The sequence below is a fragment of the Marinobacter sp. C7 genome, assembly GCF_022343555.1.
Taxonomy (GTDB): domain Bacteria; phylum Pseudomonadota; class Gammaproteobacteria; order Pseudomonadales; family Oleiphilaceae; genus Marinobacter.
In genome coordinates, this window is sequence record NZ_JAKQZH010000002.1 from 858,959 (window position 1) to 885,199 (window position 26,241).

The following is a 26,241-nucleotide window of genomic DNA, read 5'->3' on the forward strand; positions in this document are numbered from 1 at the left end:
GTATCTTCCTCCTGTGTCTGCTGACGCCGGCATCCTTGCTGGCGGACGCTCGCGAGCGTGCCCGGGTGGGGCTGGTGCTCAGCGGCGGCGGGGCCAAGGGCATGGCCCACGTGGGTGTGCTCCGGGTACTGGAGGAGATGAAAATCCCGGTGGACGTCGTGGTCGGCACCAGTGCCGGCTCTGCGGTTGGCGCCCTCTACGCTTCCGGCATGTCGGTTGCCCGGATCGAAGAGCGGTTTATCGAAATGGACTGGCTGTCCAGTTTCCGTGACGACCCGGGACGGGGCTTCAAGCCGATCCGTCGCAAACAGGACGACTGGCGTTTTCCTGTGATGCCGGGCCTCGGGGTCCGGGCCGATGGGCTGCACGTTGGCGGTGGAATCGTCGCGGGCCAGAACCTGGGGTTTATTCTCAACGAACTGACGCGAAATGCCGCCCTGGTGGAGGACTTTGATCGGCTGGCGATTCCGTTCCGGGCGGTTGCCACCGATCTTGCAACCGGCGAACAGGTTGTGATCGGCCGGGGGAGCCTGGCTGAGGCGGTTCGGGCGAGCATGAGTATCCCGGGTGTTTACGCCCCGGTGGAGCTGGACGGGCGGCTGCTGGTTGATGGCGGCGTGGCCAATAACCTGCCGGTCAGCGTCGCACGGGATATGGGGGCGGAGGTCATCATTGCCGTCGACATCACCGACCCGCTGATGGACGCCGACGACCTGAGGGAGGCATTTTCCGTGGTCGGTCAGCTTACCACCCTGCTGACCCGTCGAAACACAGAACACCAACTGGCGTTGCTCGACCAACGGGACATACTGATCCGGCCGGACCTGCAGGGCCACACCTCGGCCGATTTCTACCAGGCGCCATTGCTGTTCGAGCTGGGTGCGACCGCGGCCCGCAACCATGCCAGTGAATTGAGACCGTTGCAGGTGTCACGCGCCGACTGGGCTGCCTACAAGGCCCGGATGTCCACCCGCGCGTTCAGTGCCGGTCCGATTGCCCGTATCGAGATCGAGAGCAGCCGACGGCTGGCTGGGGATTTCCTTCGCCAGAGAATTCGTCAGCCCGTCGGTGAACCCCTGGACGTCCCGGCATTGGAGGAAGATCTCAAACGGATCTACGGGCTTGGCTATTACGAAACGGTTTCCTACTCCCTGTCGCCCTCTCCGGAGGGTACGGTGCTGGTCATACAACCCCGGGAAAAGACCTGGGGGCCCAATTACCTGTCGTTCGGGCTTGGCTACGAAGACAATTTCGACGGTGAAACCCGTTTCAATATCGCGTCTGCACTGCGCATGACGGAGCTTAACCGACTTGGTGGCGAGTGGCATACCGGGCTCCAGCTGGGTACCGAACCCTGGGTCAGGACCCAGTGGTATCAGCCACTGGATTACGGTTACGACCGCTTCTTTGTCCTCGGCGGCGAGTATTCCCGGGACAATTTCGGTGTTTATGACGACGCCGGCAGGCAGGTTGCAGAGGTGGATGTCACGTTTCGCTCGGCGGACCTTGCCCTGGGTATGGAGCTGGGCGGTGATGCGGAGGTCCGGCTGACCTACACCAGGGGCTATTCGACGGTGGACGAGGAAGTAGGGGAGCCGGTGGCTCCGAACGACGCTATCCATCGGGGCAACCTGACGCTGCGGCTGGTCCATGATTCCCTCAACGATTCGTTCTTCCCGACCGGTGGGGCGTTTGCCGGAGCAAAGGCCCGGTTCGAGAGGGAGGACCTCGGGTCTGACCGGCATTTTGACTCGGTGACCACTCTGCTCCTGGGCACCGGAAGCTGGCAGGACCTGACCCTCACAGGGCTGGTGTTCGCGGAGGATGTCGTCCGTGGTGAGGCGGGGGTCGAGAACCACGTCCGATTGGGGGGCTTCCGGCGCCTGTCGGCGTTCGCACCCGGTCAAATCACCGGCGAGAGTGCGGCAATGACGGCATTCTACGCCAGCCAGAGTTTTGGCGGCCCCCTCCTGCCCTGGTTCGCCGGGGCGGGTTTCGAGGCGGGTAACGCCTGGGATTCCCTGAGTGATGCCAGTTGGGATAGCTCGGTGCGTTCCTGGAGTCTGTTTGCCGGGGTGGATACTTTCCTCGGACCGGTCCAGCTGGCGGGCGCCTACAACAACGAGGACAACTGGAGTGCCTACCTCAACCTGGGATTTTCCTTCACCCAGCTGTTCTATTGAGTCGGCCAGTCTGCTTCATCGGTCTTTCTGGGCAATGGCGTCCAGCACTTGCTGGCATTGCTGCAGGGCGAAGCGGTGGAGGATGCCGGCGAGGCGCTCCTCGTCACGATCCCGGATCGCGCTGATCGACTCTTCCATGTTGGCGAGATTGTCCTCGAGCACCTGGTTGCCGCCGTGCTGGAACGCAACGAAAGCGCAGCGCCGGGCGGAGGGCCAGAGGTCATCAATGGCGGTGACGATGAAGTAGTTGTCTGCGTAGGCCAGAGAGGCCTTGGTGTACTCGATGCCCACTTCCAGAAAGGTCATCAGGTCGTTTTTCTGGTAGCAGGCCTTCATCTGGCTGTGAAGTGATTCGAGCCGTTCCATGTCGGAGGGCTGCCACTGGCGCACCAGTTTTCGGCCGGTATGGGTAAGGTAGAGCTCCAGGGTCTCGTACAGGCTGCGCACAAAGTAATCGTCGAGGGTTGTGACGAACGCTCCCTTGCGCGGAACATTGCGCACCAGGTGTCGCTTTTCCAGCAGGAGTAACCCCTCCCGGATCGACCCGTGGCTGACGTCCATTTCCTTTGCCATGGACCCCTCGTAGATGCGCTCTCCGGAGCGAAGCTGGCCAAACACGATCAGGTTTTCAAGGTGGCGGGCGACCTGTTCGGTCAGGGTCTCACGGGGTTTGAAAGCGTTCATGTCGGTTTATGGCTACTGCAGACGGTTGGAGATGGTCGCATAGTCGCACATTCCGGTGGGCCTGAGCCAGTCCGCGGTCGGGGTTACAGCAGGGGCGCACTCAGTCGGATGGCACGGCAGGCAAGCCGGAACAGGATCGAACGGTCCCGGTAGTCGCTTTCGGTCATTCGGCGGCAGCTGCTCAGGTCCTCTTCCAGCATCTGCTCCACTTCGGCTACAAACTGCGGATCGGTGTTGATGGCGGTGATCTCGAAGTTCAGGCGCATGGAGCGGTTGTCGAGATTGGCGGTACCCACTGCGGCATAACGGTCATCGACCAGAACCACCTTCTGGTGCATGAAACCGGGCTGATAGCGATAGATGCCAATGCCCGCCTGACTGGCCTGCACCAGGTAGGAGTAGGCGGCCAGCTTGATCAGACGGTTGTCCGGGGTTTCCGGGATCAGGATGCGGACATCGATGCCCCGAAGGGCGGCGAGTTGCAGGGCATTCATGATCTGGAAGTCCGGGACGAAGTAAGGCGAGGCGATCCAGATCCGGGAACGGGCATTGTTGATGCAGTTCAGGAAAAACAGGGTGCAGGTTTCCCAGGTATCGGCCGGCCCGGTCGGAAGGATCAGTACCTCCTCGTTGCCCGGCGTGTGCTCGCCGGCGCTCCAGTCGAGGGTAGGCAGCTTGTCACTGGCCCAGTTCCAGTCTTCCAGCCACGCCATTTGGAGGCCACTCACCGCCGGGCCTTCGATCCGGCAGTGGGTGTCCCGCAGGGGATCCTGGTCCATGGCGGTGCCCAGGTATTCATCCCCCAGGTTGATGCCACCCACAAAGCCAACCCGGCCGTCGCACACCAGCAACTTGCGGTGGTTGCGGAAGTTGATCTGGAACCGGCGTCGGCGGATGTTACCATCGCCGAACGAGGCGACCCGGGCTCCGGCCCGGGCCAGCTCCCGCAGATACCGGCGGGGCAGGAAGGCGCTGCCAATGTCGTCGTACAGGAACCAGACTTCGACGCCCTGGGCCAGTTTCCGCTCCAGGATCGATTTGATGCGCTGCCCGACCCGGTCGGAGCGGACAATGTAGAACTCCAGCAGGATGTAGCTGCAGGCATCTTCCATCGCTTCGAACAGCGCCTCGAAGGTGGCTTCACCGTCGCGCAGCAGGGTGCACTGGTTGCCGTCGGTGAACGGCTGTCGGCCCAGTTTGCACAATACCTGCAGTTCATCCTGGAAACGGTCGTTACCGGGTGCGGGAATGGAGGTGGTCTGTTGCTCAAACCGGTTCAGCAGCGCCGTCAGGGACTCGTCCCCCATGCGCCTGGCCTTGACGTAGCCGCCGAAACGGTTCCGGCCGATCAACAGGAACAGCGGTACGGTCACATAGGGAATGCCGAGCAGGCCAATGATCCAGGCAATCGCACCCTGGGGGGTACGGTAAGTCAGCAGGATACGATAGATGCACGCCAACGCTCCGACGTAGAGCAGGCCGACAGCAACGGCAATCAGCGGGAAGCTCTCCATCACGACGATCTCCCTGAGTCGGGCGGGGTGGCTCCGGCGTTCAGGTGTTCGGCCCGATACTGGGCCGGTGCCCGGCCGGTCCAGCGCTTGAAGGCACGACTGAAGGCGCTGAGTTCGGAAAAACCCAGCAGGAAGGCGATTTCGCCCAGGGCATACTGGTCGGCGGCAACATAACGCAGCGCCTTGTCCTTGCGCACCTCCTCCACCAGTTCGTGGAAACTCAGTCCTTCTTTCTTGAGCTTGCGGTAGAGGGTCTGGCGACTCATGTGGCACTGGCGGGCGAGGGTATCGGCATCAATCCGATCGGTTGCCATCTGCCGGGAAATGAGCCGGCGGATCTTCCGGCTGAAGGAGCGACGGGTCTGCAGCCGCGCCAGCAGGAAATTGACCTGGCGAAGAACCGCCGAATAGACGTAGGGATTGCGGTGAGGTATCGGGTGACTCAGGTGGCGGGTGTCGAACGCGACGCGGGTGACGCCATGCCCGAAGGTTACCGGCCCGCCCAGCAGGACCTCGTATTCATGGGCGTAGGAGGGCTTTTCATGGGCGATCTCGGCCCACTCGGCCCGGATGCCGGGATGGATGAAGTGCCGGGTCCGACTCAGGGCGGCGGCCAGGGTCCGGTCCATATCCTGGCGGCAGTAATGTTCCGGGGTGTCCGGTTGCCAGGTCAGGATGGCAGTATCGCCACTCTGCTCGAAGGAAAGGATCACCGACTCGTTGATCAGCCGGTGCAGGCGGACATATTGGGTGACTGCTTCGCCCAGGGTGTCACAGTTGAAGAACACATGCCCCACCAGTCCCATGCGCTCCGGATCGACCAGCTTGCCGGCATGTAGGCCGACGCCAGGGTCGCCGGTCACCTGTTCGGCATATTCCCACAGCCGGTAGTGGGCATCGGCGGCCACTCGGCGGTCCGGATCTTCGAGTTCACCGGAATCCAGGCCGGTGATGCGGGTGATCCGGTCCCGGTCCAGTACGCCCTGGCGTTCCAGGTAATGCACCAGCGCCAGCGTGCTGGAGGCGGCAACGCCGGGAGGGCTGGCTGTCGGGGTATCCGGATGCGAGGAACTCACAACATTCCTTCTGAAGGTTAACAGGCTGTCATGGACGCTGGTACAAAATGTCAAACGTATGGGACAACTTGTCAACGGCATGTTTGCCCTACAACGATAGCATCAAGGTATCAGGTTGGAATAATCAAAGCGCACTTGATGGAGGTGTTGTATGGAACAGGAAATCTTTGTGCCCCATAGCGAGCAGGAACGCAAGAACGTGATTGCTCTGGCGGAATATCTGAACAGCATCTTCTACTGTTGATCAGACAGGCGTTCAGCCTATGACCTTAAGCCGGGTAACCCCCGGCTTTTTTTCGTCCCTGGAATTACCTGCCTTGCTCGATGGGCTGGCAGTGGTAATGTATCCGCTTCAAGAATGATCCTTTCCAAAGCGGAGGCTGTCTGTCCATGAGTGTCGAGCTGAATCATCGAATAACCGGTGAAGGCAAACCCCTGATCCTGCTGCATGGCCTGTTCGGGTCACTGGAAAACCTCGGAGGGATCGCGCGCCGGCTGCAGGATGAATGGCAGATTCACGCCCTGGACGAGCGCAACCACGGCAGCTCCCCGCACACCGATACCATGGACTATCCGTCCATGGCCGAAGATGTGCTTGCCTACATGGATGCCCAGGGACTGGACAAGGCCTCGATTCTGGGACATTCCATGGGAGGCAAGGTGGCCATGCAAGTGGCCCTGATGGCGCCGGAGCGGGTCGAGAAAGTGATTGTGGCGGACATCTCGCCCGTCAGCTACAAACCCCACCACGATGTCATTCTCGAGGGGCTGAGAAGCCTTGATCTGACCAGCGTGCGCACCCGGCAGGACGCCGACCGACTGTTGGCGGAGTTTGTCGAGACACCCGGTGTCCGGCAGTTCCTGCTGAAGAACCTGGAGCGGGTGCCCGGTGATGAACAATCCGCTGATGGCCCCATGTTCCGGTGGCGGCTGAACCTGCCGGTGATCGATGCCTGCTATGCAAATCTCGCCAAAGCCCCGGAGGGGGATGGCCCCTTCAATGGCCCGGTCCTGTTCCTCAAGGGTGCTGAATCCGCCTACATTCAGGAAAAACACCGGGACCAGATCATGCGCCTGTTTCCTTCAGCCGAGCTGCGCATCATCCAGGATACCGGCCACTGGCTGCATGCCGAGAAAGCCGATACTTTCGCCGCACTGTGCCGTCGCTTCCTTGATGACAAGGACTGAAGCCATCGCTGTCTGACGAGGGTCGTTTTTATGGTCTGGCCCGGGTCTGCTATGGTTAGGCCATTGTCCTGGCGGGGAAATCGGAAAATAACAACGGGCGGGCGCACTCTATGAAGTGGTTGTTGATCGGGTTGCTGGTGGTGTTTCTGTTGCTCGGCAGTTTTCTGCTGACGCCGTCGCCCATTGACAGCAAGGCCTGGGAACCGCCCTCGCCACCACCCCTGACCGGAATTCTGGCGCCCAATGAGCGACTCAGACTGGCAGATCTGTTGGCTCGCGGGCAGGTCTATGGTCCCGAGGATACGACCGTCGGGCCCGATGGCGTTCTTTACGGTGGCACCCAGGACGGCTTCATCGTCCGCGTCTTTCCGGACGGTCGCATGGAGAAGTGGCTTGAAACCGGCGGCCGGCCCCTCGGAATGGTGTTTGATGGCGAGGGCAACCTGATTGTTGCGGATGCCTGGAAGGGGCTGTTGTCCATCGCCCCGGACAAAACCATCACGGTATTGGCCCGGGAAGCCGGGGGCACGCCTTTCAGGTTTACCGACGATGTCGACATCGGGCCGGATGGCACAATCTATTTTACCGACGCCAGCTCACGCTTCCATCAGCCGGACTACCGCCTTGATTTGCTGGAGATGCGCCCTCACGGGCGCCTCCTGCAGTACTCACCGAGGACCCGAAAGGCCGAGGTCCTGCTGGGCAACCTGCATTTTGCCAACGGGGTCGCGGTCTCCCCGGATGGCGACTTTGTGCTGGTTAACGAAACCTGGAAATACCGCATTCTCCGGTACTGGCTGCAAGGCCCCCGGGCCGGTCGGGCCGAGGTCTTTGCCGACAACCTGCCCGGATTCCCGGATAACCTGGCAGTGGATGGAGAAGGCCGTTACTGGGTAGCGTTCCCGACCCTGCGTAATCCCCAGGTCGATGCCCTGCACCGGACACCGTGGCTCAAGGACCTGGTTGCGAAACTGCCAGACAGCCTGAAACCCACTCCCCAGGAGTACGGGCTGGTAGTGGCCTTCGACCGGGACGGCAATCCGATCACCAGCCTGCATGACACCCGGGGCACCCACTTGCAGGAGATTACCTCGGTCAATCCTCACGACGGCGTTCTATACTTTGGTTCACTTCACAATGACCGTATCGGGCGGCTACCGTTACACGCCATTCCGGGGCTGGGAGATACTGCCGAATGACCGTCGAACAGGAAATTGACTGGGATCTGCCGGATCCTTTTACCCTCGAAATTACCGTGCGTGAGGAAGATACCGATCGCCTGGGGCATGCCAACAACGTGGTTTACGTTCGTTGGCTCGAAGATGTCAGCTGGGCCCACATCGAAAGCCTGGGCATGACCTGGGAAATGCACCAGACCACCGGCAAGGCCATGGCAATCACCCGTACCGAGATCGATTACCTCGCTTCGGCCAATGCCGGCGACCGGCTGCTACTGGCTACCTGGCTTACCGGGTTCGATGGACGCTTCCGTTCCGCCCGCCAATTCCAGCTGGTGCGGCCCGCGGACGGTAAAACCCTGGTGAGGGCGGTATCGACCCATGCCTGTGTTGATATGAAAACCCAGCGTCCTTCCCGGGCGCCAAAGGAATTTGCCGAGATCCTGTCAGCCGCTTCGGTCAGCGGCGGCACGGGCCTGGCTCAGGTATGAGCTTCCCCGGGACCGGATTTCTGCTAGTCTGAGAGCGTCAACCCCGGTAACCCGTCATGGTTACCAACGATAGTTACCACCGATGTCTGGAGCGACCCATGGAATTCACCAACGACAACAACTCCGATACTTCCATGCGCCACGTGGTCTATGACCGTTTTGGTGAACGGGACGTTCTGCAGGTGGTGGAAAGTCCGGTACCCGAGCCCGCAGAAGGGCAGGTGCTGGTGCGGGTGCATGGCGCCGGCCTGAACCCCATTGACTGGAAAACCCGCAAGGGGCTGGGGTTCGCTGCACGCCAGATCGAGAACACCCTGCCGTGGACTCCGGGCTACGATGTGGCCGGCGAAGTGACTGCGGTTGGCGGCGGGGTCACGACCCTGGCGCCGGGGGACCGTGTCATGGGGATGGTAGGATTTCCGGCCGCTGGTGGAGGCTACGCCGAATATGCCCTGGCTGCTGCCGATGAACTGGCGATAGTGCCCGAGGAACTGGACCTTGTTGCTGCCGGCGGTGTGCCCCTGGCGGCCCTTACCGCATGGCAGGGACTGTTTGAAATGGGCAAGCTGGAATCCGGACAGAAGATCCTGATTCATGCCGGTGCCGGCGGTGTTGGCCATTTTGCTGTGCAGTTTGCTCTGGAGCGGGGCGCCCATGTGATTGCTACGGCCTCGGCCCGTAACCGGGATTTTCTGGCGGAGCTTGGAGTTCACGAGGTGATCGATTACCACACCACCGACTTCGCCGACGAATGCTACGGACTGGACATGGTACTGGACCTGATGGGCGGGGACGTCGGCAAGCGTTCACTGCACACCCTCGGCGAGGGCGGCGTCCTGGTCACCATTCCCACGGTGACTGCAGATGAAATCATCAGTGCCGCTGAAGAGATGGGCCTTCGGGCCCATGGCATGACCGTGCGCCCGGATGTTTTCCACCTGGAGGAGATCGCCGAGCTGATCGAGGACGGCGATGTCCGGGTGCATATTGATGGCCGGTTTACACTGGGCCAGGTCCGGGATGCCCATGAAGCCCTTGAGGGGGGGCATGTTCGCGGCAAGCTGGTGTTGGATTGCCGCTGAGGGCCATGCCCTCAGTCATTGCCCTCGTCGCTTCCGGCCCTGGTGCCGGCCTTTTCCGGTTGTCCGCCGTTGTTTTTCTCCTTCCGTTCCTTCTGGGGCTGGGGTGGAACAAGGCTGATCAGAACCCAGTCTTCCTCCGGCTTCAGATCCTCCATTCTGCAGACGGGTGAGACATAGCCCTTGCTGTCAAAAACAAACAGCACGAGGGCCTGACGCTGGTATTTTTCCAGGAAATCCTCGTAACTGAACTCCTCGCTCAGCTGGGTGGTCCGCACCGTATAGCCCTGACTGGCCAGGCTGGCTAGCTTGGCATAGCTGACACCGTCAAACAGTCCCCGGGTCATCTGGATTTTCTCTGCCGTCTGGTGCCGGGCCTTCTGGTCCTGCTCGCCCTCGGCCAGACTGAACACGCAGTTTTTCCCGAACCAGTCGAGGAAATGGTACGTCGCCAGTGAATTCATGTGCTTGTACGGGGAAATGACCAGCAGTTTGCCGATGCCGGTCAGATCCAGATGGGTCGAGGCGTGCTCGGAGACCGGGTTGCCGAAGTAGACCTGCAGATTGTCCATACGGGCCTGCCTCACGTTCTCCCAGTTGGTATCGGCAAGGGTAACCGGGACCTCGTGTTTTTTCAGGGCCTGGGCGATCATCCGGGCGACATTGTTGGCACCGAGGATCAGGAAACCGTACTCGGCCGGTTCCGCAACCTTGAGCAGCCTGGCAACAGGTCGCGCGGTGAGGCTCTGCAGGGTGACCGTGGCAATGATCAGCATGAACACCAGCGGCACCAGGGCGCCGGCGCTTTCATAGCCGAGCTTCTGCAGCTGGAATGCAAACAGTGCGGACACGGCCGCGGCCACGATGCCCCGGGGGGCGATCCAGCTCAGGAACAGCTTTTCACGGAGGTTGAGTTCGGTGCCGATAGCCGAGAGAAAAATGCTCAGGGGGCGGGCAACCAGCATCAGGGCGGCCAGCACGGCGACCAGCGACCAGCCCAGCTCGGCAATGGCTGAAAACTCCACCCTGGCGGCGAGAATGATAAACAGGGCCGATATCAGCAGGACACTGAGCGACTCCTTGAACTCGAGGATGCTGTCGATCGGCACCCGCTTCATGTTGGCCATCCAGATGCCCATGATGGTGACCGTGAGCAGGCCGGACTCGTGGGCCAGTTCGTTTGAAATGGCATAGACGCCGAGCATGAAGGTCAGGGTGCCGGCGTTATGCAGGTACTGGGGAATCCAGTGCTTGCGCAGCACCAGGCCGTTGAGATAGCCGGCCGCCGCACCGATCAGCAAGCCCACCAGCAGAGTCTTGCCGAAGATGTAGAGCGAATGGCTGAAGACATTGCCCTGGCCCCAGGACACGATGCCCTCGAAGACCAGTACCGCGAGCAAGGCCCCCACCGGATCAATGATGATGCCTTCCCAGCGCAGGATATTGGCAAGTTTGGAGTCCGGGCGAACCGACCGCAGCAGCGGTGCAATCACGGTCGGGCCGGTAACGATGGAAATGGCTCCGAACAGCAGGGCTACCTCCCATGACACTCCCAGGGCCCAGCGTGCTGCCAGGGTGCCGATGATGCAGGTGACAATGGAGCCTACCGGCACCAGGTTGCGCACCATCTTGCCGTGACCGCGAATTTCCTCGTAGCGCAGGGTCAGGCTGCCTTCGAACAGAATGATGGCCACCGCCAGTGATATCACCGGAAACAGCAGGTCACCGAACACCACCTCCGGTACCAGAAAGCCGAAGAGCGGGCCTGCGGCAATGCCACCGGCCAGCAGGAAGAGGATGGCGGGCATTCGTACCCGCCAGGCCAGCCACTGACAAAACAGGGACAGGACACCAATGCTGGCGAGAAGCATGACAGTGCTGAGGGGCATAGGCTTTCAGGTCCTTTGAATTACTGGCCGGCGCGCCGGGCAATGCGATTGAGCAGGCGTGAGGCGGCAATAAAACCGAAACTGGCAGTGACCGGGCTGGCAGCGCCGAATCCGGAGGCACAGTCCAGCCTGACGGGACCGTTGCTGACCGGCTTCTGGTGGCATACTTCGCCGTCACCGGCAGGATACGTGAGCTGCTCCAGTGAGTATACGGCCTCTATGCCAAAACGCCGCTTGGGGTTGCGGGAAAAACCGTATTCCCGTCGTAACAGGTTGCGAACCTTGGCGAGCAGTGGGTCCTGGGTGGTCCGGGCAAGATCGGCCACCTGGATCTGGGTGGGGTCCATCTGGCCCCCTGCACCGCCGGCGCAGACCAGCGGAATCTTCCGCCGCTGGCAATGAGCGATGAGCGCGGCCTTGGCCTTGACGCTGTCAATGGCGTCCACGACTCCGGTCATATCGGGAGTAATCAGATCAGCGGCGTTCTTTGTGGTGAGGAAGCCAAAATGAACCCGGATGTCAGCATGGGGATTGATGGTTTTCAGGCGCTCGGCCATGGCATCGGTCTTGGTACGACCGTACTGTCCTTCCAGCGCATGGAGCTGGCGGTTGGTGTTGGACACGCAGATATCGTCCATGTCGATCAGCGTCAGGGTGCCGATGCCGCTGCGGGCCAGGGCCTCGGCGGCCCAGGAACCGACACCGCCGAGTCCGACGATGGCTATGTGGGCATTCCGGAATGCTTCCAGGGCATGGCGACCGTAGAGCCGCTCGATTCCCCCAAAACGAAAAGCGAAGTCGTCCGCGGACATTCAGCCTCCATCAATAGCCGGCCCGTGCCGGCGCGAATCAAAGGAGCCAATTGTAACCCAGGCACCGGAGAGAGACGAAAGAAGGTGCAGAAAGGCCACGCGTAGCGTGGCCTTTCCGGTCCGCCCGGGACCTCAGGCAGCCCAGTGGTCATCCGAGAGTGCCATCAGGCTGTCCTTGCCGCTCTGGATATCACTAAGCAGCCAATCGACTTCCGGCAGCAGCTTCTCGAAGTAAAAGCGGGCGGATACCTGCTTGCCTTCCAGCAAGGGTTGGTTGCCTTCCCCGGCCTTCAGCTTCGCGGCGGCGACACCGGCCATACGTGACCACAGATAGCCAATCACGGTCAGGGCCGTCAGTCGCAGGTAAGGGGTGGCAGCCGCTCCGGCCTGCTCCGGATCTTTCGGGGCATTGGTCGCCAGCCACATGGTTGCCTGCTCCAGAGCCTTGACCGCACCTTTGAGTTCTTCGCGGTGGGGCGCTTCCGGGGTGTCCTTCAGATAGCCGGTCAGGACACCGAACAGGGTGCGAACCAGCTGTCCCCCTTTGAGCGACAGTTTGCGGCCGACCAGGTCCATGGCCTGGATGCCATTGGTGCCTTCGTAGATCCGGGCAATACGTCCGTCACGGACCAGCTGCTCCAGTGGCCAGTCGGTGGTGAAACCTGAGCCTCCAAGGACCTGCAAGCCGGTGTTCGCGTTGTTGAAACCCTCATCGGTCAGGAATGCCTTGACCACCGGAGTCAGCAGTTGCACCAGATCGTCGGCGGACTCCCGGACGCCTTCGTCCGGATGGGCGACCGACAGGTCAAGCTGGTGCCCGGTGAACAGGGCGAGGGCGCGCATACCCTCATTCAGCACCTTCTGGCGCATCAGCATGCGCCGGACATCAGGGTGCACAATGATCGGGTCGGCCGGCCCGTCCGGGTTCCTGGGGCCAGTCAGCGACCGGCTCTGCAGCCGCTCCCGGGCGAAGCCAAGACTCTCCTGGTAGGCCATTTCGGCCAACCCGAGGCCCTGCATGCCGACCATCAGGCGGGCTTCGTTCATCATGGTGAACATGGCCCGCATGCCGTCATTGGGCTCACCAACCAGCCAGCCTTTGGCGCCTTCAAAGTTCATCACGCAGGTGGCGGAGCCCTTGATGCCCATCTTGTGCTCAAGGCCGCCGCAGAAAGCCGGGTTGCGTTCACCGGAATCGGGCAGGAATTTGGGCACCACGAACAGGGAGATGCCTTTGGTGGTATCCGGTGCACCGGGCAGTTTGGCCAGCACCAGGTGCACGATGTTATCGACCAGATCGTGCTCACCGCCGGTGATCCAGATCTTGGTGCCCTCGATGCTGTAGCTGCCGTCCTCGTTGGGGGTGGCCCGGGTGCGGATCAGGCCAAGATCGGTACCGCACTGGGGTTCAGTCAGACACATGGTGCCGGTCCATTCACCGGAGATGAGCTTCTCCAGGTAGGTCTGCTTGAGTTCCTCGGACCCGTGGGCATAGAGCGCACTGATGGCGCCATGGGTGAGGCCCGGATACATGCCCAGGGACAGGTTCGTGGAACAGACCATTTCGTCCACCACGAACTTGAGTGTGTGGGGCAGGCCCTGCCCGCCAAACTCCAGCGGTGCGTCGAGCGCGGTCCAGCCGCCCTCCACAAACTTGCGGTACGCCTCCTTGAAGCCGTCGGGGGTTTGTACGCTTCTGGTTTCCGGATCGTACTGGCAGCCCTGGCGGTCGCCGGTCTGGTTGGTGGGCTGAATCACCTCCGCTGCCAGCTTCCCGGCTTCATCGATGACCGCGGCCATCAGGTCCGGTGTGGCATCGGCGTATTGTTCCAGCTCGTGCAGCTTGTCAGCTCCCAAAACGTCGAACAGCAGGAAGCGAAGGTCATTCGCGGGTGCCTGGTATTGCATGGACGCTCTCCTCGTCGTTATCAGATCAGTCAGTTGCCTCGAATCTGGCCCGGGCCGGTTGGCCGGGCGCGGGTTCAAACTGATGATTCATACGACTGTTTGAACGCTTTGGTCTTCAAACATCCACCAAAAAGTGGCGCAAAGTCATAAAAAAAACGTATCGACCTTCTGCGTATGATCAATGGGTTATTTCAAGGGAGCTTTGGTAATCTTTTCAGCCAGTTGGAGTTCACCATGAGGCAGATTCTGATAGCAGGGGTGAGCGGGGCGATCGGTGCTGCGCTGGCCCGCCAGTTACTCGACCGCGAGCCGGAGACCACTGTCATAGGCCTGTGCCGAAATCCGGAACCGGTTCGGGACAGAATCCCTGACAGGCGTTTGCAGCTGGTACGCTGGAACGCCGAATCCGGCAATCACGGGGAGCTGAGTAACAGTCTGGCCGAAGTGCTGGGCCGGAACGGCGAGCTCGATACGCTGATCTATGCCGCTGGCCTGCTGCATGACGATCAGGTCTTCCCCGAAAAACGCATCGAGGACTTTGATGCAGCAGTGATGGCGCGCTCTTTTGCTGTCAATTGCACCGGCTTCGGGAGCCTTGTCCGGGCGGCAGTACCTTATTTACGGCATCGCCGTTTCAAGCGCATCGCGGCGGTTTCCGCGAAGGTCGGATCGATCGGGGACAACAGGTTTGGTGGATGGTACGCCTACCGTTGCTCCAAGGCGGCCCTGAACATGCTGGTTAGGAATCTGTCAGTGGAGTTGCCGCGGCGTTGTCCCCCGGTGAGCTGCGTTGCTGTGCATCCCGGCACGACGGAGTCGCCTCTCAGTGCGCCGTTTCAGCAATCCCTGGCGCAGTTGCAGGTCCACACGCCCCGGGAGACAGCGCGCAACCTGCTGGCGGTGATTGACGGGATGGACGAGCAGACAAACGGCCGGTTCTACAACTGGGATGGTGATGAGCTGCCGTGGTGACGGGAAAAATGGCACCACCTCAAGAGGGGAAGGTGGTGCCATGAAGAAGGGGAGCGTTACCGGATGAATGGATTGAGAAGACGGGTAAAGGCACCTGTCAGTTTCACGGGCGCACTGAGCACCGACAGGGTGATGCAATCCTCGCATCCCACGGCTACCGGCTTGTGCTCATCCTGTTCATTGAGCACGACAAAGTCCCACTGATTGAACACGCCGTTCTGGTCTGCGAACGCTCCCTGCAGAACGATCGTGGTCTCGTTTCCCCGGTGAGTGTGCGCAGGCGCCTTGCCTCCGGCAGCCAGTTTCTGCAACACAACCTGCTCACCCTGGCCCGGGAACTTCTCGCTGATATCGAGAACACTGACATCGCCCAATTGTCTTTTCCAGGGCAGTCCGTTCAGGTCCTCACCCAGCAATTTCTGCAGTGGACCCATCCTGGGGGCCGCAGGCCGGTCAGGTTCGGTGGCGGGTTCGCTGTCGATGCGCGAGAGGATATTGTCGAATATGCTCTCTGACACACTGACTTTGGGCTGCTCTTCCATCATGACCGCGCCCAGACTGTCCAGCGTGTCTACACGGCTCCGGCAGTGCGGGCACTTATCCAGGTGGAGCCGGATGCACAAGGCATGGGGCTCGCTCAGGTTTCCTGCGCTGTACTCCATGAGAGTCAGGCTGTCGGGATGGTGCCGTGTCATACGTTCTGGTCCTGCAAAATCACTTTCAACTTGTTCAACGCCAGGCGGACCCGGCTTTTCACGGTGCCAAGAGGAATGTCCAGCTCGTCCGCCACCATCTGGTGGGACTTGTTCTCCATGTACACCTTGGCAATCACTGTGATCTGCTCCTCGGGCAGATGGCTCAGTGATTCACGGATACGCCGCTCGGACATCAGACGGTGCAGCGAGGTGACCGGTTCGTCTTCGTTGTCGCCGGGGATCTGCCAGAGGTCTTCGGTTTCAACCAGCATTTCCGCGCTTGAACGTTGCATCTTGCGCAGCATGTCGATGCGCTGGTTACGGGCGATGGTAAAAATCCAGGTGGACGCCGCCGCTTTGCGCCAATCGTAGAGACAGGAGCGCCTCCAGATCGAAACGAACACTTCCTGTACGAGTTCTTCGGCATGACTGGCCAGCCCGTTGGCCATGGCATAGTACTTGATCTGCGGGCCAAAGTGCTCGAACAGCGCGTGGTAGGCCTCACGGTCCTGGTGTTTGCCCACTTTGTCCAGCAACTGGCTCCAGGGGTCCTTCCGGCCCTCGGCTTTTGCTGGTTTCCGATCCAGTGTTGTCACCGGACGCTCCTTGACAGTCGCATGGCTTGAGCTTGTTCTGGTCATCATTCTATGCACTCGTCGCGGGTTTGTCAGTTTGAGCTTTTACGAGGGCAAGAACGCGCCGGATCAATGAGACCACAAAAAATCGGAAAAGTTTTGGTTACGGCAGGGTGCCGTCCCGGTGACGGCTGCTATTCCTCAAGGTAGGTATAACCCTCCAGCCCCGCGGCCAATTCAGCGAGCAAGGCTTTCTGCTGGCTTTGCGACAGATCGCTGGCAGAGAATTTCCGGCGGTAGGCTTCCAGTAACTGGTCTGGCTCGAAGTTTACATAGCGCAGCACCTTGGCCACGGTATCGCCCGTGATAGGGTCGCTGATGTCAAAGCCGCCCCGGTCGTTGAGGCGCACGTCCACCGAATGGGTATCGCCGAACAGGTTGTGCATGTCGCCCAGGATTTCCTGGTAGGCGCCTGTCATGAAGAAGCCCATCAACAACGGCTCTTTGCTGTTTTCTTCCGGCAGGGGCAGCGTGGTCTCGATGCCCTGGCCATCCACGTACTGGTCGATGCGGCCGTCAGAATCGCAGGTGATGTCCTGGATGACCGCCCGCCGGGTCAGAGGACGGGTCAGGCCATTCACCGGCATCACCGGGAAAATCTGGTCAATACCCCAGACATCCGGCAGGGATTGGAACAGTGAAAAGTTCACGAACAGTTTGTCAGCCAGCTTCTCGTTGAGCTCATCAATGATCTCCCGGTGGGCCCTGTTGGCACCGTCGAGCCGGCTCCTGAGCAGCCGGCAGCAACGGGTATAGAGGGTTTCCGCCTGGGCCCGCTCGGTCAGTGACAGCAGACCGTGGGCAAACTGACTGTGCACTTCGGCCATGGCGTGCAGAACGTCGTGGTAGATTTCCGCCAGCGAGCGGGGGGATTCGCTGTCTTCAAGGCTGAGAAGGTCGCGCCACAGATCGTGCAGGGGCGCGGGTGCCTCTTCCGCCGGCTGGACGGGGGCACGGTTGTCCGGCCGCTCCTGGTCAATCACGTTGGTGACCAGTACCGAGTGGTGTGCAGTCAGGGCACGCCCGGACTCACTGATGAGGTCGGGGTGCGGAATGCCCTGGCGCTCGCACTCGGCCTGAAGGACATGGACAACGTTGTAGGCGTATTCCGCCACGCTGTAGTTCATCGAGCAGCTGCTCCGGGAGCGGGTACCTTCGTAATCCACGCCCAGGCCGCCTCCGATATCCACGGTTCCGATCGGTGCGCCGAGGCCGTGCAGCTCGGCGTAGAAGCGGGCACATTCCTTCAGGCCGGTCTGGATGTCCCGGATGTTCGCAATCTGCGAGCCCAGGTGGAAATGCAGCAGTTGCAGTGATCCCAGGGCGCCGGCAGCGCGCAGGGTTTCCACGACGTCCAGAACCTGGCTGGCGGAGAGGCCGAATTTGGATTTCTCGCCGCCAGTGTTCTGCCAGTTGCCCTTGCCGATGGTGGCCAGGCGGGCACGCACGCCGATCAGCGGCGTGACCTCGAGCTCCCGGGCCTGTTCCAGGATCAGGGGCAGCTCGGACTGTTTCTCCACCACGATGAAGACCCGGTACCCCAGTTTCTGGCCGATGAGGGCGAGGCGGATGTATTCACGGTCCTTGTAACCGTTGCAGACAATCACCGAGCCTTCGTGGCGGGACATTGCCAGCACCGCCATAAGTTCCGGCTTGCTCCCCGCCTCCAGTCCGATCTGGCCGGCGGAGGCAGCAGGCTCTGCCGCCAGCAGCTCTTCCACGACACGACGTTGCTGGTTGACCTTGATCGGATAGACCGCCGTGTAGCGACCGCGGTAATCCTGATCCGCTGCCACCCGGTTAAAAGCATTGCAGAGGCTGTTGACCCGGTCGTGGAGAATGTCGGTAAAGCGGATGAGCACCGGCAGCTGCACGCCTGAGCGGCTCAGGCTGCGGGTCAGCTCGGGCAGGTTGATGGCAGCCGGAGTCCGGCTCCGGTCCGGCCTGATCACGACTTCACCTTCAGGGTTTACGCCGATATAGCCGTCGCTCCAGTGGGCGATGTTGTAGACCTTGTGGGCAGCGGTGCCGCTGGCTTCGCTCATGCTTGCTATCCTGTCAGGAAACCGGGCCGGACGGGTGCCGGGAATATGGGCGCCATTGTAGGGCCAACATTCGTCGGCTGAAAGAACCGGGTGTGGAAAATACGTGCTTCCGGCCAGCGAGAAAAACTTTGGCTACCGGCATCCCGGCCCTACAATACGCCCCTTTCAACATAGCCCATGGTGCACAGCGGGAGGCAACAGATGACAGCATTGAACGAGGGATGGTTTACCGAGGTCTTTCAGGATCAGGGCACAGCCTTTTCCCTGCAGGTGAAGAACAAGCTGCACGAGGAACAGACGCCGTTCCAGAAGCTCGAAATCTACGAGACCGAGACTTTCGGCAACCTGATGGTGCTGGATGGCTGCGTGATGCTGACCACCCGTGACAATTTCCTGTACCACGAGATGATGACCCATCCGGCCCTGTTTACCCACAAGGATCCGAAAAAGGTGGTCATTGTCGGTGGTGGTGACTGCGGCACGCTCAAGGAAGTGCTGAAGCATCCGGGTGTGGAGGAAGCCTGGCAGGTGGAAATCGATGAGCGGGTGACCCGCATGTCCGAGAAGTATTTTCCGGAACTGTGCGAAGCCAACGACGACCCCCGGGCCAATTTCTTTTTCGGCGACGGTATCCAGTGGATGCGTGATATCGAACCCGGCAGCGTTGACCTGATCATAATTGACAGTACCGATCCGGTCGGACCGGCGGAAGGCCTGTTTGCCCTCGACTTTTACCGGGACGCCATGCTGGCGCTCCGGGAAGGCGGCATTATTGTCCAGCAGAGTGAGTCACCGCTGCTGCACACGGACACCATCATCAAATCGATCCACGAGGACATGCGCAAGGCCGGTTTCGAACATGTGCAGACCCTGCCATTTCCCCAGCCGGTATACCCGACGGGCTGGTGGAGCTGCACCATGGCCAGCAAGACCAACCCGCTGCGCTATTTCCGCGAAGAGGACGCCGCGAACCGCCCGTTTGTCACCCGCTACTACAATCCGGGGGTGCACCACGGCGCTCTGGCCATGCCTCAGTTCATGCTGGACGCCCTTGGGGATCCGGTAATTCCAGGTGAAGCATGACGCAAGATTAGACACTCTCCGAGTCTGATCTAGACTTTAGGCAGTGATCGTCTCTCGATCATTTGCGTTGGTTTTGGCCAGAGGAAGCTGTTGAGGAAGTTGATATGGATGTACGCAAGGGAGAGCAGGAGCGTAACTGGTTCCGCAGTAAACGTTTTGAGGTGATCAACGGTCAGTGGTATTTCCAGACCCGGGAGGGAACCATGGAAGGGCCATTCGACAGTATGAAGGAGGCGCAAATGGAGTTGCTTCTATACCTTCGCCATGCTGACGATGCCTTGTATCAGAATGTCTGAACGAAGAAGGGGTCAGATGAAAATCTTCATCTGACCCCATGTTCAACTCGAAGTCTGCGGTACCCAGGGGTCAGATGAACGCTTTCATCTGACCCCTGCTTCACAGTGGTCTCACTGCTTGCCGCTGACAAACTCCGGATAGGCTTCCATACCACACTCGGACAGGTCCACACCTTCGTACTCGTCTTCCTCGCTGACCCGCAGACCGATGACAGCCTTCAGGATGCCCCAGACAATCAGGCTGGCGACGAAGACCCAGACGAAGATGGTGATGGCGCCAATGATCTGGCCACTGAAGCTCACACCACTATTGGTAACCGGTACCAGCAGCAGGCCGAGCAGACCGCACACGCCGTGAACGGAGATGGCACCTACCGGATCGTCGATGCGCAGCTTGTCCATGGTCACGATGCTCAGCACTACCAGGACACCGCCGATGGCACCGAAGAGGGTGGCCGTCAGGGCGCTCGGAGTGGACGGCTCGGCGGTGATGACCACAAGGCCGGCCAGGGCGCCGTTCAGCAGCATGGTCAGGTCGGCCTTGCCGAACATCAGGCGAGCGGTGATCAGAGCCGCTACCGCACCACCGGCAGCTGCGGTATTGGTGTTCAGGAACACCATGGCCACGGAGTTGGCGCTGGCGATGTCGCCCAGTTTCAGGACGGAACCGCCGTTGAAGCCGAACCAGCCCATCCACAGGATGAAGGTACCCAGGGTCGCCAGCGGCAGGTTGGCACCCGGGAAGGCACGGATTTCGCCGTTCGGGCCGTACTTGCCTTTACGGGCACCCAGCAGGAGGACACCGGCCAGGGCCGCAGCCGCACCAGCCATGTGCACGATGCCGGAGCCAGCGAAGTCGCTGAAACCGAGGTCGCCCAGGCTGTACATGCCGAACACGGAGGCGCCGCCCCAGGTCCAGGCACCTTCCATCGGGTAGATGAAACCGGTCATGACCACTGCGAACACCAGGAATGCCCACAGCTTCATGCGCTCGGCTACCGCACCGGAAACGATGGACATAGCTGTGGCAACGAAGACCACCTGGAAGAAGAAGTCAGAGGCGCCGGAGTAGATGGAACCACCCTCGAAGCCGTCTTCACGGCCGGCGAAATCGCCCAGCACGCCAGCAACGTCCACGTCGGCAATGCCTGACAGGAAAACGTTGCCGCCATACATGATGGCGTAACCGCAGACCAGGTACATGATGCAGGAAATCGCGAACAGCGCGACGTTCTTGGTCAGGATTTCAGTGGTGTTCTTGGCTCGTACCAGGCCGGATTCCAGCATGGCAAAGCCTGCGGCCATCCACATGACTAATGCGCCGCACACCAGGAAATAAAACGTATCTATAGCATATTGCAGGTGAAAAAGATTGCTTTCCATTTGAAGCCCTCCGCACAAGGCTCTTCAGGTTATAAGTTTTTTGCGTTGGCTGACTGTCAGGTCAGGTTCAGACCGCTTCTTCGCCGGTTTCGCCGGTTCGGATGCGGATTGCCTGCTGCAGCTCGGTCACGAAGATCTTGCCGTCGCCGATCTTGCCAGTGTTGGCCGCCTTGGTGATTGACTCGATAACCTGATCAAGCAGGTTGTCACCGATGGCAATCTCGACCTTGACCTTGGGCAGAAAATCCACCACGTACTCTGCGCCACGATAGAGCTCAGTGTGGCCTTTTTGCCGACCGAAGCCCTTGACTTCGGTAACTGTTACGCCTTGAACGCCAATCTCGGATAGTGCCTCACGGACATCATCCAATTTGAAAGGCTTGATGATCGCTGTCACAAGTTTCATTGCTTTCTCCTTGGTAAAGCCGTCCCAACAGTGAGGGCCCGTCGGCCGATTGTTGAGTTCGGGATGCTGCCACCTCGCACATCAATTGTGCGGATTGCGTACGGGTGTTCTAGCATCGGGTATGCCAACGCAAAAAAATGATTTAAAAACAAAGTGTTATCTTAAGCCTGTCCCAGATTGGCGCAAAAGTGTGCACCAAAAAGGGGCGGCTCGTCGCCTGGCGGTCCATTTTGGAGCCATTTGCCGTGTGGCGACGGCAGCCATTATATAGCTGACAGGCAACAGTATGGCAGGCCCGCGTGTGTGATACACTCCCAAAGCTATGTTTTGGTGTCCGGCTCAGGCCGGAATCCGCAAGATTGGAATCCAGTGAGGTAAAACGTGAAAGGTCCGCAGGACATACTCGCCCAGCTTCAGGGCCAGTTCGGCCAGTTCGTCCCCGATATGGCCCGTGCCGCCCGGGAGGATTTTGAAACCCAGGCCCGTGCCACCGTGATGTCGGTCCTGTCGCGCCTGGAGCTGGTGACCCGTGAAGAATTTGATGCCCAGCAGGCGGTGCTGATGAAGACCCGGGAAAAGGTGGAAGCACTGGAGTCCCGTGTCGCCGAGCTGGAACAGAAACTCCAGGGCAAATAATGCCCTGTTGGTGGGCAGGATGCCCGCCGGAACGAACCATGGAAGGTTATTATGCTTGCTGTTGTTCACTCTCGCGCCAGTATTGGCGTGTCCGCCCCGGCGGTCACTGTGGAGGTCCATCTCTCCGGTGGCCTGCCTGCCATGTCCATCGTCGGATTGCCGGAAACGGGTGTCCGTGAGAGCAAGGAGCGGGTTCGCAGTGCGCTGCTGAACGCCGGCTTCGAGTTCCCCGCAAAACGCATCACCATTAACCTTGCCCCGGCCGATCTCCCCAAAGAGGGTGGGCGCTTTGACCTGCCCATTGCCCTTGGCATCCTGGCTGCCTCCGGACAAGTTCCGGATCAGAGCCTGAAAAGCTGCGAGTTTGTCGGCGAACTGTCCCTGGATGGCGCGCTGCGCCCCCTCAAAGGGATACTCCCCGCCGTACTGGCAGCGCGGGGTGAGGGGCGTCAGCTGCTGATTCCCCAGGCCAATGCGGGCGAGGCGGCGCTGGCGAGTCGGAATGACGTCCTGGCGGCGGCCCACATTCTGGCCGTGAGCGAGCATTTGTCGGGCCGGGCCAGGTTGGTTCCCGTTACCGGGGTGACGCAGGAGTCTGCCTCAGATGACCGCCAGACGGTCGCCGATCTTTCCGAGGTGCGTGGTCAAAAGGTACCGCGCCGGGCATTGGAAGTGGCGGCTGCCGGAGGCCATAACCTGTTGTTCTTCGGTCCGCCCGGGACGGGCAAAAGCATGCTGGCGAGCCGTCTGCCCGGTATTTTGCCGTTGTTGACCGACGATGCGGCCATGGAGGTGGCGAGCGTACACTCGGTGGCAGGCTTGCCGGTGCGTGAGGGCCGCTGGCGGGAGCCGCCGTTCCGCGCTCCCCATCACACTGCCTCGGCCGTGGCACTGGTTGGTGGCGGCAGCAGTCCCCGCCCGGGCGAGATCTCCCTGGCACATCGCGGCGTATTGTTTCTCGATGAGTTACCGGAGTTCGAGCGGAGGGTGCTCGAGGTGTTGAGGGAGCCGATGGAAACCGGAGAAATCGCCATCAGTCGGGCTGCGCGTCAGGTCCGGTTTCCGGCCTGCTTCCAGGTGGTGGCGGCCATGAATCCCTGCCCCTGTGGTTACAGTGGCCATCCGTCCATCGACTGCCAGTGCACACCGTCCCAGGTAATGCGCTATCGCGCGAAGATTTCGGGGCCATTGCTGGACCGATTCGACCTGCATGTTGAGGTGCCGGTGCAGCGGGGTGAAGTACTGATGCAGCCCGGCGCCGCGGAGGAAAGCAGCGCCAGTGTACGCACTCGCGTGGAGCAGGCGCGGAGGCGCCAGAGGGCACGCGGGGCGCTCAATGCCCTGCTGTCTGGCCGCGCCCTCCACGATGCCTGTCGCCTTGACGCCGAAAGTGAACGCATGCTCGCCGGGGCAATGGAAAGGTTGGGGCTGTCTGCCCGGGCACTGCACCGGATTCTGAGGCTGGCCCGTACGCTGGCGGATCTGGAGGCGGCGGAGACGGTCTCCTACGCTCATCTCGTGGAAGCGCTTGGCTATCGCCAGCTGGATCGACAGCAGGGCCGGCATTCGGCGGTGTCCGCCTGAGCTGCCGGACTCTGGTAAACTGTGCTCCAGATTGTTAACCAGAACCCGCAGCCTGCGGTTAAGGATTCCAGATGACCGATCAGAATGAACCGCAAAACGAGAAGGATACCGCGGATTCGCCGGTGACCACCCGCCGGGGTGTCCGCAGCTTCGTCCTCCGCCAGGGGCGGATGACCGAGGGCCAGAAAAAGGCCTTTGACCGGGGTTGGGCCAAGTATGGCCTGAGCCGTGAAGACGGCATGATTGATCCCCGTGAGGTGTTCGGCCGTGACGCCATGCTCAACCTGGAAATCGGGTTTGGCATGGGCAAATCCCTGGCCGAGATGGCCGAGGCCGCGCCGGAGCAGGATTTTATCGGGGTGGAGGTTCACCTTCCTGGGGTCGGTGCGCTGCTCAAGGAAATCGAGGACCGGGGCCTGGAGAATGTCCGCATCTACAACATCGATGCCAATGATGTGATCGACCTGTGTCTGCCAGACGCCTGCCTTGACCGGGTCATGGTGTTTTTCCCGGATCCCTGGCCGAAGAAAAAGCACCACAAGCGTCGGCTGATACAGCCGGAGTTTGTTCAGCGTCTCCGGCATAAGCTTCGGGTTGGCGGGGTGTTGCACCTGGCAACCGACTGGGAGAATTACGCCGAGCACATGATGGAAGTGATGAGCGAGTCGGAGGGCTTTGCCAATGCCCGGGAACCGGGTGAATTCTCACCACGTCCGGATGACCGGCCGATAACCAAGTTCGAGAAGCGCGGTGAGCGGCTGGGGCACGGCGTCTGGGATCTGCTGTTCCACCGGACCAACTGATTCCCTGGCCCTTGTTCAGCCGTGGGCGAGGGGGTGCCGTCGGGCGGCCCGGATGATGACCAGACCGGCCACGCCCAGGGTGAGGCCGGTGAGCTTGACCAGGGCGCAGAGCGTGGCGGAGAGGCTGACCACGTCGGTGGGTGGGTTGAAGTTATTCAGCAGCAGGATGTTCTCGGAAACATCCGCCACGCCCGCCGCAACAAACAGCGCCCTTACCCAGCGCCCGACGACCCGTTCCCGGATGCCGGGCCGGTCTCGCGTCAGGTGACGGGTCAGGTGCAGCAGGGCCAGCAGATAAGCCGCTATAAACACAAAATCGAGCCACAGTGAAACCCGGGCCCAGAACTGGCCGTCGGAGCGCCAGCTCCGCAGGATGGCATGGGCCTGATCGGCGGTGGCAGCAAACTGGAAGCTGACAATACCCTGCGGTGCTGACCCGGTCTGCAATGGCTGATTGACCATCAGCAGGCCTCCCAGCAGAATGGCGGCGATCACCAGGCTGGTCTTCAGGGATTTTGGCAGGGGAGCCCATCCGTGTGCCGGGTCCATCAGAGAAAACGCTCCAACAGGCTGTTGAGATATCGCTGGCCGAGTTCCGTTGCCTGTAGCCGGCCACTCTCCAGCAATCCTTCCTTACGTACTTGATCAAGTTGTACCCTAACTGACCCCAGGGGTAAACCCGTTCGTTCTGTAAACAGCGATTCGGCCACACCCGCCTTTAGCCGCAATGCGTTCATCAGGAATTCCAGAGACCGCTCATCGGGCTCAATGGATTCGTTGCCGGCAGTGCGACTGCCAATGCGGTTGAGGTAGGCCTCAGGCTGGCGGGTTTTCCAGTAGCGCCGGATGCTGCCGTCCGCGAGGCTGACCTTGCCGTGGGCTCCGGCGCCTAGCGCCAGGTAGTCGCCGAAAGTCCAGTAATTCAGGTTGTGTCGGGAGGCCCGTCCTGGCTGGCACCAGGCCGAAACCTCGTAATCGTCGAAGCCATGCTCCCGCAGCAGGCCGGCGCCGGCCCGGTAGATGTCCCACAGCCGGTCGTCATCGGGAAGGTCCGGTGGGCGACTGTAGAATTCCGTGTTCGGTTCGAGGGTGAGCTGGTACCAGGACAGGTGGAGTGGCCCGTGCTGGAGTGCTTCGCGCAAGTCCGACAGGGCCTGGTCTGCTGTCTGGCCCGGCAGGCCATGCATCAGGTCGAGGTTGAAGTTGTCGAACCCGGCCGTTCGGGCGGCGTCCACTGCGCGATGAGCCGAATGGCGATCGTGGATGCGCCCGAGAACACGCAGGTGCTCGGGGTTGAAGCTCTGGATGCCGATGGAAAGACGATTGATCCCGGCTTGGCGGAACGCCTCGAACCGGCCCTGCTCAAGGGTGCCGGGATTGGCTTCGAGGGTTATTTCCGCATCCGGTGCAAAGGCAAGCTTTTCACCCAACGCCTCGAACAGTCGGAAATAGAAATCGCCACTCATCAGTGACGGTGTACCGCCGCCAATAAAGACCGTCTGGATCACCCGGTTCCGGGCCAGCGGAAGATCCTGCTCCAGATCCTCGAGCAATGCTGCCAGGTACGCCTTCTCCGGAATGTCGTCCCGGATGGCATGGGAATTAAAATCGCAGTAGGGGCACTTGCGCACACACCAGGGTACGTGGATGTAGAGGCTCAGGGGCGGGTTCACCGCCACCGGGGTAGTGGCGGACATGGCT

24 protein-coding genes are annotated in these 26,241 nt (G+C 60.8%); 11 read left to right on the forward strand and 13 right to left on the reverse strand.

Annotated features, from left to right (window positions below; all coding sequences use genetic code 11):
- Positions 1-101 precede the first annotated feature (101 nt).
- Positions 102-2,183: a patatin-like phospholipase family protein gene (locus MD273_RS13825; RefSeq protein ID WP_502846063.1), complete on the forward strand. Its 2,082-nt coding sequence runs from the start codon at positions 102-104 to the stop codon at positions 2,181-2,183.
- 15 nt (positions 2,184-2,198) lie between these two features.
- On the opposite strand, the gene MD273_RS13830 is transcribed toward MD273_RS13825, so the two are convergent.
- The 3 genes from MD273_RS13830 to MD273_RS13840 form a co-directional block, all read right to left on the reverse strand.
- Positions 2,199-2,867: a GntR family transcriptional regulator gene (locus MD273_RS13830; RefSeq protein WP_239038363.1), complete on the reverse strand. Its 669-nt coding sequence runs from the start codon at positions 2,865-2,867 to the stop codon at positions 2,199-2,201.
- An 83-nt stretch (positions 2,868-2,950) separates the two neighbouring features.
- Complete coding sequence (cls, locus tag MD273_RS13835; RefSeq protein ID WP_239038500.1) at positions 2,951-4,381, reverse strand: cardiolipin synthase; 1,431 nt, start codon at positions 4,379-4,381, stop codon at positions 2,951-2,953.
- Entirely contained in the window at positions 4,381-5,457 is a 1,077-nt protein-coding gene (locus MD273_RS13840) for an AraC family transcriptional regulator (RefSeq protein WP_239038364.1), read from the reverse strand. The genes cls and MD273_RS13840 overlap by 1 nt, the downstream gene beginning before the upstream one ends.
- Positions 5,458-5,847: 390 nt before the next feature.
- Here MD273_RS13840 and MD273_RS13845 point away from each other — a divergent pair, with 390 nt between their 5' ends.
- The 4 genes from MD273_RS13845 to MD273_RS13860 all read left to right on the forward strand — a co-directional run bounded on the left by MD273_RS13845 (position 5,848) and on the right by MD273_RS13860 (position 9,396).
- Positions 5,848-6,645 (forward strand): alpha/beta fold hydrolase, encoded by a 798-nt coding sequence (locus MD273_RS13845; RefSeq protein ID WP_239038365.1) that lies wholly within the window; start codon positions 5,848-5,850, stop codon positions 6,643-6,645.
- Between the two features lie 110 nt (positions 6,646-6,755).
- Positions 6,756-7,844 carry an SMP-30/gluconolactonase/LRE family protein gene (locus MD273_RS13850; RefSeq protein ID WP_239038366.1) on the forward strand — a complete coding sequence of 363 codons (1,089 nt, stop codon included), beginning with the start codon at positions 6,756-6,758 and terminating at the stop codon, positions 7,842-7,844.
- Positions 7,841-8,314: an acyl-CoA thioesterase gene (locus MD273_RS13855; RefSeq protein WP_239038367.1), complete on the forward strand. Its 474-nt coding sequence runs from the start codon at positions 7,841-7,843 to the stop codon at positions 8,312-8,314. Before MD273_RS13850 ends, MD273_RS13855 begins: the two co-directional genes overlap by 4 nt.
- A 98-nt stretch (positions 8,315-8,412) precedes the next feature.
- Entirely contained in the window at positions 8,413-9,396 is a 984-nt protein-coding gene (locus MD273_RS13860; protein WP_239038368.1) for an NADP-dependent oxidoreductase, read from the forward strand.
- Between the two features lie 11 nt (positions 9,397-9,407).
- Here the strand turns inward: MD273_RS13860 and MD273_RS13865 are convergent, their stop codons facing one another.
- From MD273_RS13865 to MD273_RS13875, 3 genes are all read right to left on the reverse strand, one after another.
- On the reverse strand, positions 9,408-11,282 hold the full coding sequence (locus tag MD273_RS13865) for a cation:proton antiporter (protein ID WP_239038369.1): 1,875 nt from the start codon (positions 11,280-11,282) through the stop codon (positions 9,408-9,410).
- 20 nt (positions 11,283-11,302) lie between these two features.
- Positions 11,303-12,094, reverse strand: coding sequence for a tRNA cyclic N6-threonylcarbamoyladenosine(37) synthase TcdA (tcdA, locus tag MD273_RS13870; protein ID WP_239038370.1), 792 nt, complete (start codon positions 12,092-12,094; stop codon positions 11,303-11,305).
- Positions 12,095-12,226: 132 nt separating this feature from the next.
- Positions 12,227-14,002, reverse strand: a complete 1,776-nt coding sequence (locus MD273_RS13875) for an acyl-CoA dehydrogenase C-terminal domain-containing protein (RefSeq protein ID WP_239038371.1) — start codon at positions 14,000-14,002, stop codon at positions 12,227-12,229.
- 234 nt (positions 14,003-14,236) lie between these two features.
- Between MD273_RS13875 and MD273_RS13880 the strand changes: the two genes are divergently transcribed.
- Positions 14,237-14,974, forward strand: a complete 738-nt coding sequence (locus MD273_RS13880) for an SDR family oxidoreductase (RefSeq protein WP_239038372.1) — start codon at positions 14,237-14,239, stop codon at positions 14,972-14,974.
- A gap of 56 nt (positions 14,975-15,030) precedes the next feature.
- Here the strand turns inward: MD273_RS13880 and MD273_RS13885 are convergent, their stop codons facing one another.
- The 3 genes from MD273_RS13885 to speA all read right to left on the reverse strand — a co-directional run bounded on the left by MD273_RS13885 (position 15,031) and on the right by speA (position 18,349).
- Positions 15,031-15,669 carry a ChrR family anti-sigma-E factor gene (locus MD273_RS13885; protein WP_239038373.1) on the reverse strand — a complete coding sequence of 213 codons (639 nt, stop codon included), beginning with the start codon at positions 15,667-15,669 and terminating at the stop codon, positions 15,031-15,033.
- Positions 15,666-16,265 (reverse strand): sigma-70 family RNA polymerase sigma factor, encoded by a 600-nt coding sequence (locus tag MD273_RS13890; RefSeq protein WP_239038374.1) that lies wholly within the window; start codon positions 16,263-16,265, stop codon positions 15,666-15,668. The genes MD273_RS13885 and MD273_RS13890 overlap by 4 nt, the downstream gene beginning before the upstream one ends.
- 173 nt (positions 16,266-16,438) lie before the next feature.
- Complete coding sequence (gene speA / locus MD273_RS13895; protein ID WP_239038375.1) at positions 16,439-18,349, reverse strand: biosynthetic arginine decarboxylase; 1,911 nt, start codon at positions 18,347-18,349, stop codon at positions 16,439-16,441.
- A 201-nt stretch (positions 18,350-18,550) separates the two neighbouring features.
- Here speA and speE point away from each other — a divergent pair, with 201 nt between their 5' ends.
- Positions 18,551-19,432 carry a polyamine aminopropyltransferase gene (gene speE / locus MD273_RS13900; protein ID WP_239038376.1) on the forward strand — a complete coding sequence of 294 codons (882 nt, stop codon included), beginning with the start codon at positions 18,551-18,553 and terminating at the stop codon, positions 19,430-19,432.
- Positions 19,433-19,536: 104 nt separating this feature from the next.
- Positions 19,537-19,728, forward strand: coding sequence for a DUF6316 family protein (locus tag MD273_RS13905; RefSeq protein ID WP_239038377.1), 192 nt, complete (start codon positions 19,537-19,539; stop codon positions 19,726-19,728).
- A 111-nt stretch (positions 19,729-19,839) separates the two neighbouring features.
- Here the strand turns inward: MD273_RS13905 and MD273_RS13910 are convergent, their stop codons facing one another.
- Positions 19,840-21,111, reverse strand: coding sequence for an ammonium transporter AmtB (locus MD273_RS13910; protein WP_239038378.1), 1,272 nt, complete (start codon positions 21,109-21,111; stop codon positions 19,840-19,842).
- A 67-nt stretch (positions 21,112-21,178) separates the two neighbouring features.
- Positions 21,179-21,517 carry a P-II family nitrogen regulator gene (glnK, locus tag MD273_RS13915; RefSeq protein ID WP_091997389.1) on the reverse strand — a complete coding sequence of 113 codons (339 nt, stop codon included), beginning with the start codon at positions 21,515-21,517 and terminating at the stop codon, positions 21,179-21,181.
- A gap of 381 nt (positions 21,518-21,898) precedes the next feature.
- On the opposite strand from glnK, the gene MD273_RS13920 reads away from it, so the two are divergent.
- The 3 genes from MD273_RS13920 (at position 21,899) to trmB (ending at position 24,540) form a co-directional block, all read left to right on the forward strand.
- Positions 21,899-22,153, forward strand: a complete 255-nt coding sequence (locus MD273_RS13920) for an accessory factor UbiK family protein (protein ID WP_091997387.1) — start codon at positions 21,899-21,901, stop codon at positions 22,151-22,153.
- 51 nt (positions 22,154-22,204) lie between these two features.
- Positions 22,205-23,737 (forward strand): YifB family Mg chelatase-like AAA ATPase, encoded by a 1,533-nt coding sequence (locus MD273_RS13925; RefSeq protein ID WP_239038379.1) that lies wholly within the window; start codon positions 22,205-22,207, stop codon positions 23,735-23,737.
- A 71-nt stretch (positions 23,738-23,808) separates the two neighbouring features.
- Positions 23,809-24,540 carry a tRNA (guanosine(46)-N7)-methyltransferase TrmB gene (trmB, locus tag MD273_RS13930; protein ID WP_239038380.1) on the forward strand — a complete coding sequence of 244 codons (732 nt, stop codon included), beginning with the start codon at positions 23,809-23,811 and terminating at the stop codon, positions 24,538-24,540.
- Between the two features lie 15 nt (positions 24,541-24,555).
- On the opposite strand, the gene MD273_RS13935 is transcribed toward trmB, so the two are convergent.
- Both MD273_RS13935 and hemW read right to left on the reverse strand, forming a co-directional pair.
- Positions 24,556-25,089, reverse strand: coding sequence for a hypothetical protein (locus MD273_RS13935; RefSeq protein WP_239038381.1), 534 nt, complete (start codon positions 25,087-25,089; stop codon positions 24,556-24,558).
- Positions 25,089-26,237: a radical SAM family heme chaperone HemW gene (gene hemW, locus MD273_RS13940; protein WP_239038382.1), complete on the reverse strand. Its 1,149-nt coding sequence runs from the start codon at positions 26,235-26,237 to the stop codon at positions 25,089-25,091. Before hemW ends, MD273_RS13935 begins: the two co-directional genes overlap by 1 nt.
- Positions 26,238-26,241: the final 4 nt, after the last annotated feature.

Excerpts from the sequence above, each read along its gene's own strand:
- tcdA (WP_239038370.1), bottom strand. The coding sequence starts at position 12,094 with ATGTCCGCGGACGACTTCGCTTTTCGTTTTGGGGGAATCGAGCGGCTC.
- MD273_RS13850 (WP_239038366.1), top strand. The coding sequence starts at position 6,756 with ATGAAGTGGTTGTTGATCGGGTTGCTGGTGGTGTTTCTGTTGCTCGGC.
- MD273_RS13880 (WP_239038372.1), top strand. The coding sequence starts at position 14,237 with ATGAGGCAGATTCTGATAGCAGGGGTGAGCGGGGCGATCGGTGCTGCG.
- MD273_RS13875 (WP_239038371.1), bottom strand. The coding sequence starts at position 14,002 with ATGCAATACCAGGCACCCGCGAATGACCTTCGCTTCCTGCTGTTCGAC.
- speE (WP_239038376.1), top strand. The coding sequence starts at position 18,551 with ATGACAGCATTGAACGAGGGATGGTTTACCGAGGTCTTTCAGGATCAG.
- MD273_RS13925 (WP_239038379.1), top strand. The coding sequence starts at position 22,205 with ATGCTTGCTGTTGTTCACTCTCGCGCCAGTATTGGCGTGTCCGCCCCG.
- MD273_RS13825 (WP_502846063.1), top strand. The coding sequence starts at position 102 with ATGGCCCACGTGGGTGTGCTCCGGGTACTGGAGGAGATGAAAATCCCG.
- cls (WP_239038500.1), bottom strand. The coding sequence starts at position 4,381 with ATGGAGAGCTTCCCGCTGATTGCCGTTGCTGTCGGCCTGCTCTACGTC.
- MD273_RS13830 (WP_239038363.1), bottom strand. The coding sequence starts at position 2,867 with ATGAACGCTTTCAAACCCCGTGAGACCCTGACCGAACAGGTCGCCCGC.
- MD273_RS13865 (WP_239038369.1), bottom strand. The coding sequence starts at position 11,282 with ATGCCCCTCAGCACTGTCATGCTTCTCGCCAGCATTGGTGTCCTGTCC.
- MD273_RS13845 (WP_239038365.1), top strand. The coding sequence starts at position 5,848 with ATGAGTGTCGAGCTGAATCATCGAATAACCGGTGAAGGCAAACCCCTG.
- MD273_RS13885 (WP_239038373.1), bottom strand. The coding sequence starts at position 15,669 with ATGACACGGCACCATCCCGACAGCCTGACTCTCATGGAGTACAGCGCA.
- MD273_RS13905 (WP_239038377.1), top strand. The coding sequence starts at position 19,537 with ATGGATGTACGCAAGGGAGAGCAGGAGCGTAACTGGTTCCGCAGTAAA.
- MD273_RS13860 (WP_239038368.1), top strand. The coding sequence starts at position 8,413 with ATGGAATTCACCAACGACAACAACTCCGATACTTCCATGCGCCACGTG.
- glnK (WP_091997389.1), bottom strand. The coding sequence starts at position 21,517 with ATGAAACTTGTGACAGCGATCATCAAGCCTTTCAAATTGGATGATGTC.
- hemW (WP_239038382.1), bottom strand. The coding sequence starts at position 26,237 with ATGTCCGCCACTACCCCGGTGGCGGTGAACCCGCCCCTGAGCCTCTAC.
- MD273_RS13910 (WP_239038378.1), bottom strand. The coding sequence starts at position 21,111 with ATGGAAAGCAATCTTTTTCACCTGCAATATGCTATAGATACGTTTTAT.
- MD273_RS13935 (WP_239038381.1), bottom strand. The coding sequence starts at position 25,089 with ATGGACCCGGCACACGGATGGGCTCCCCTGCCAAAATCCCTGAAGACC.
- MD273_RS13855 (WP_239038367.1), top strand. The coding sequence starts at position 7,841 with ATGACCGTCGAACAGGAAATTGACTGGGATCTGCCGGATCCTTTTACC.
- trmB (WP_239038380.1), top strand. The coding sequence starts at position 23,809 with ATGACCGATCAGAATGAACCGCAAAACGAGAAGGATACCGCGGATTCG.
- speA (WP_239038375.1), bottom strand. The coding sequence starts at position 18,349 with ATGAGCGAAGCCAGCGGCACCGCTGCCCACAAGGTCTACAACATCGCC.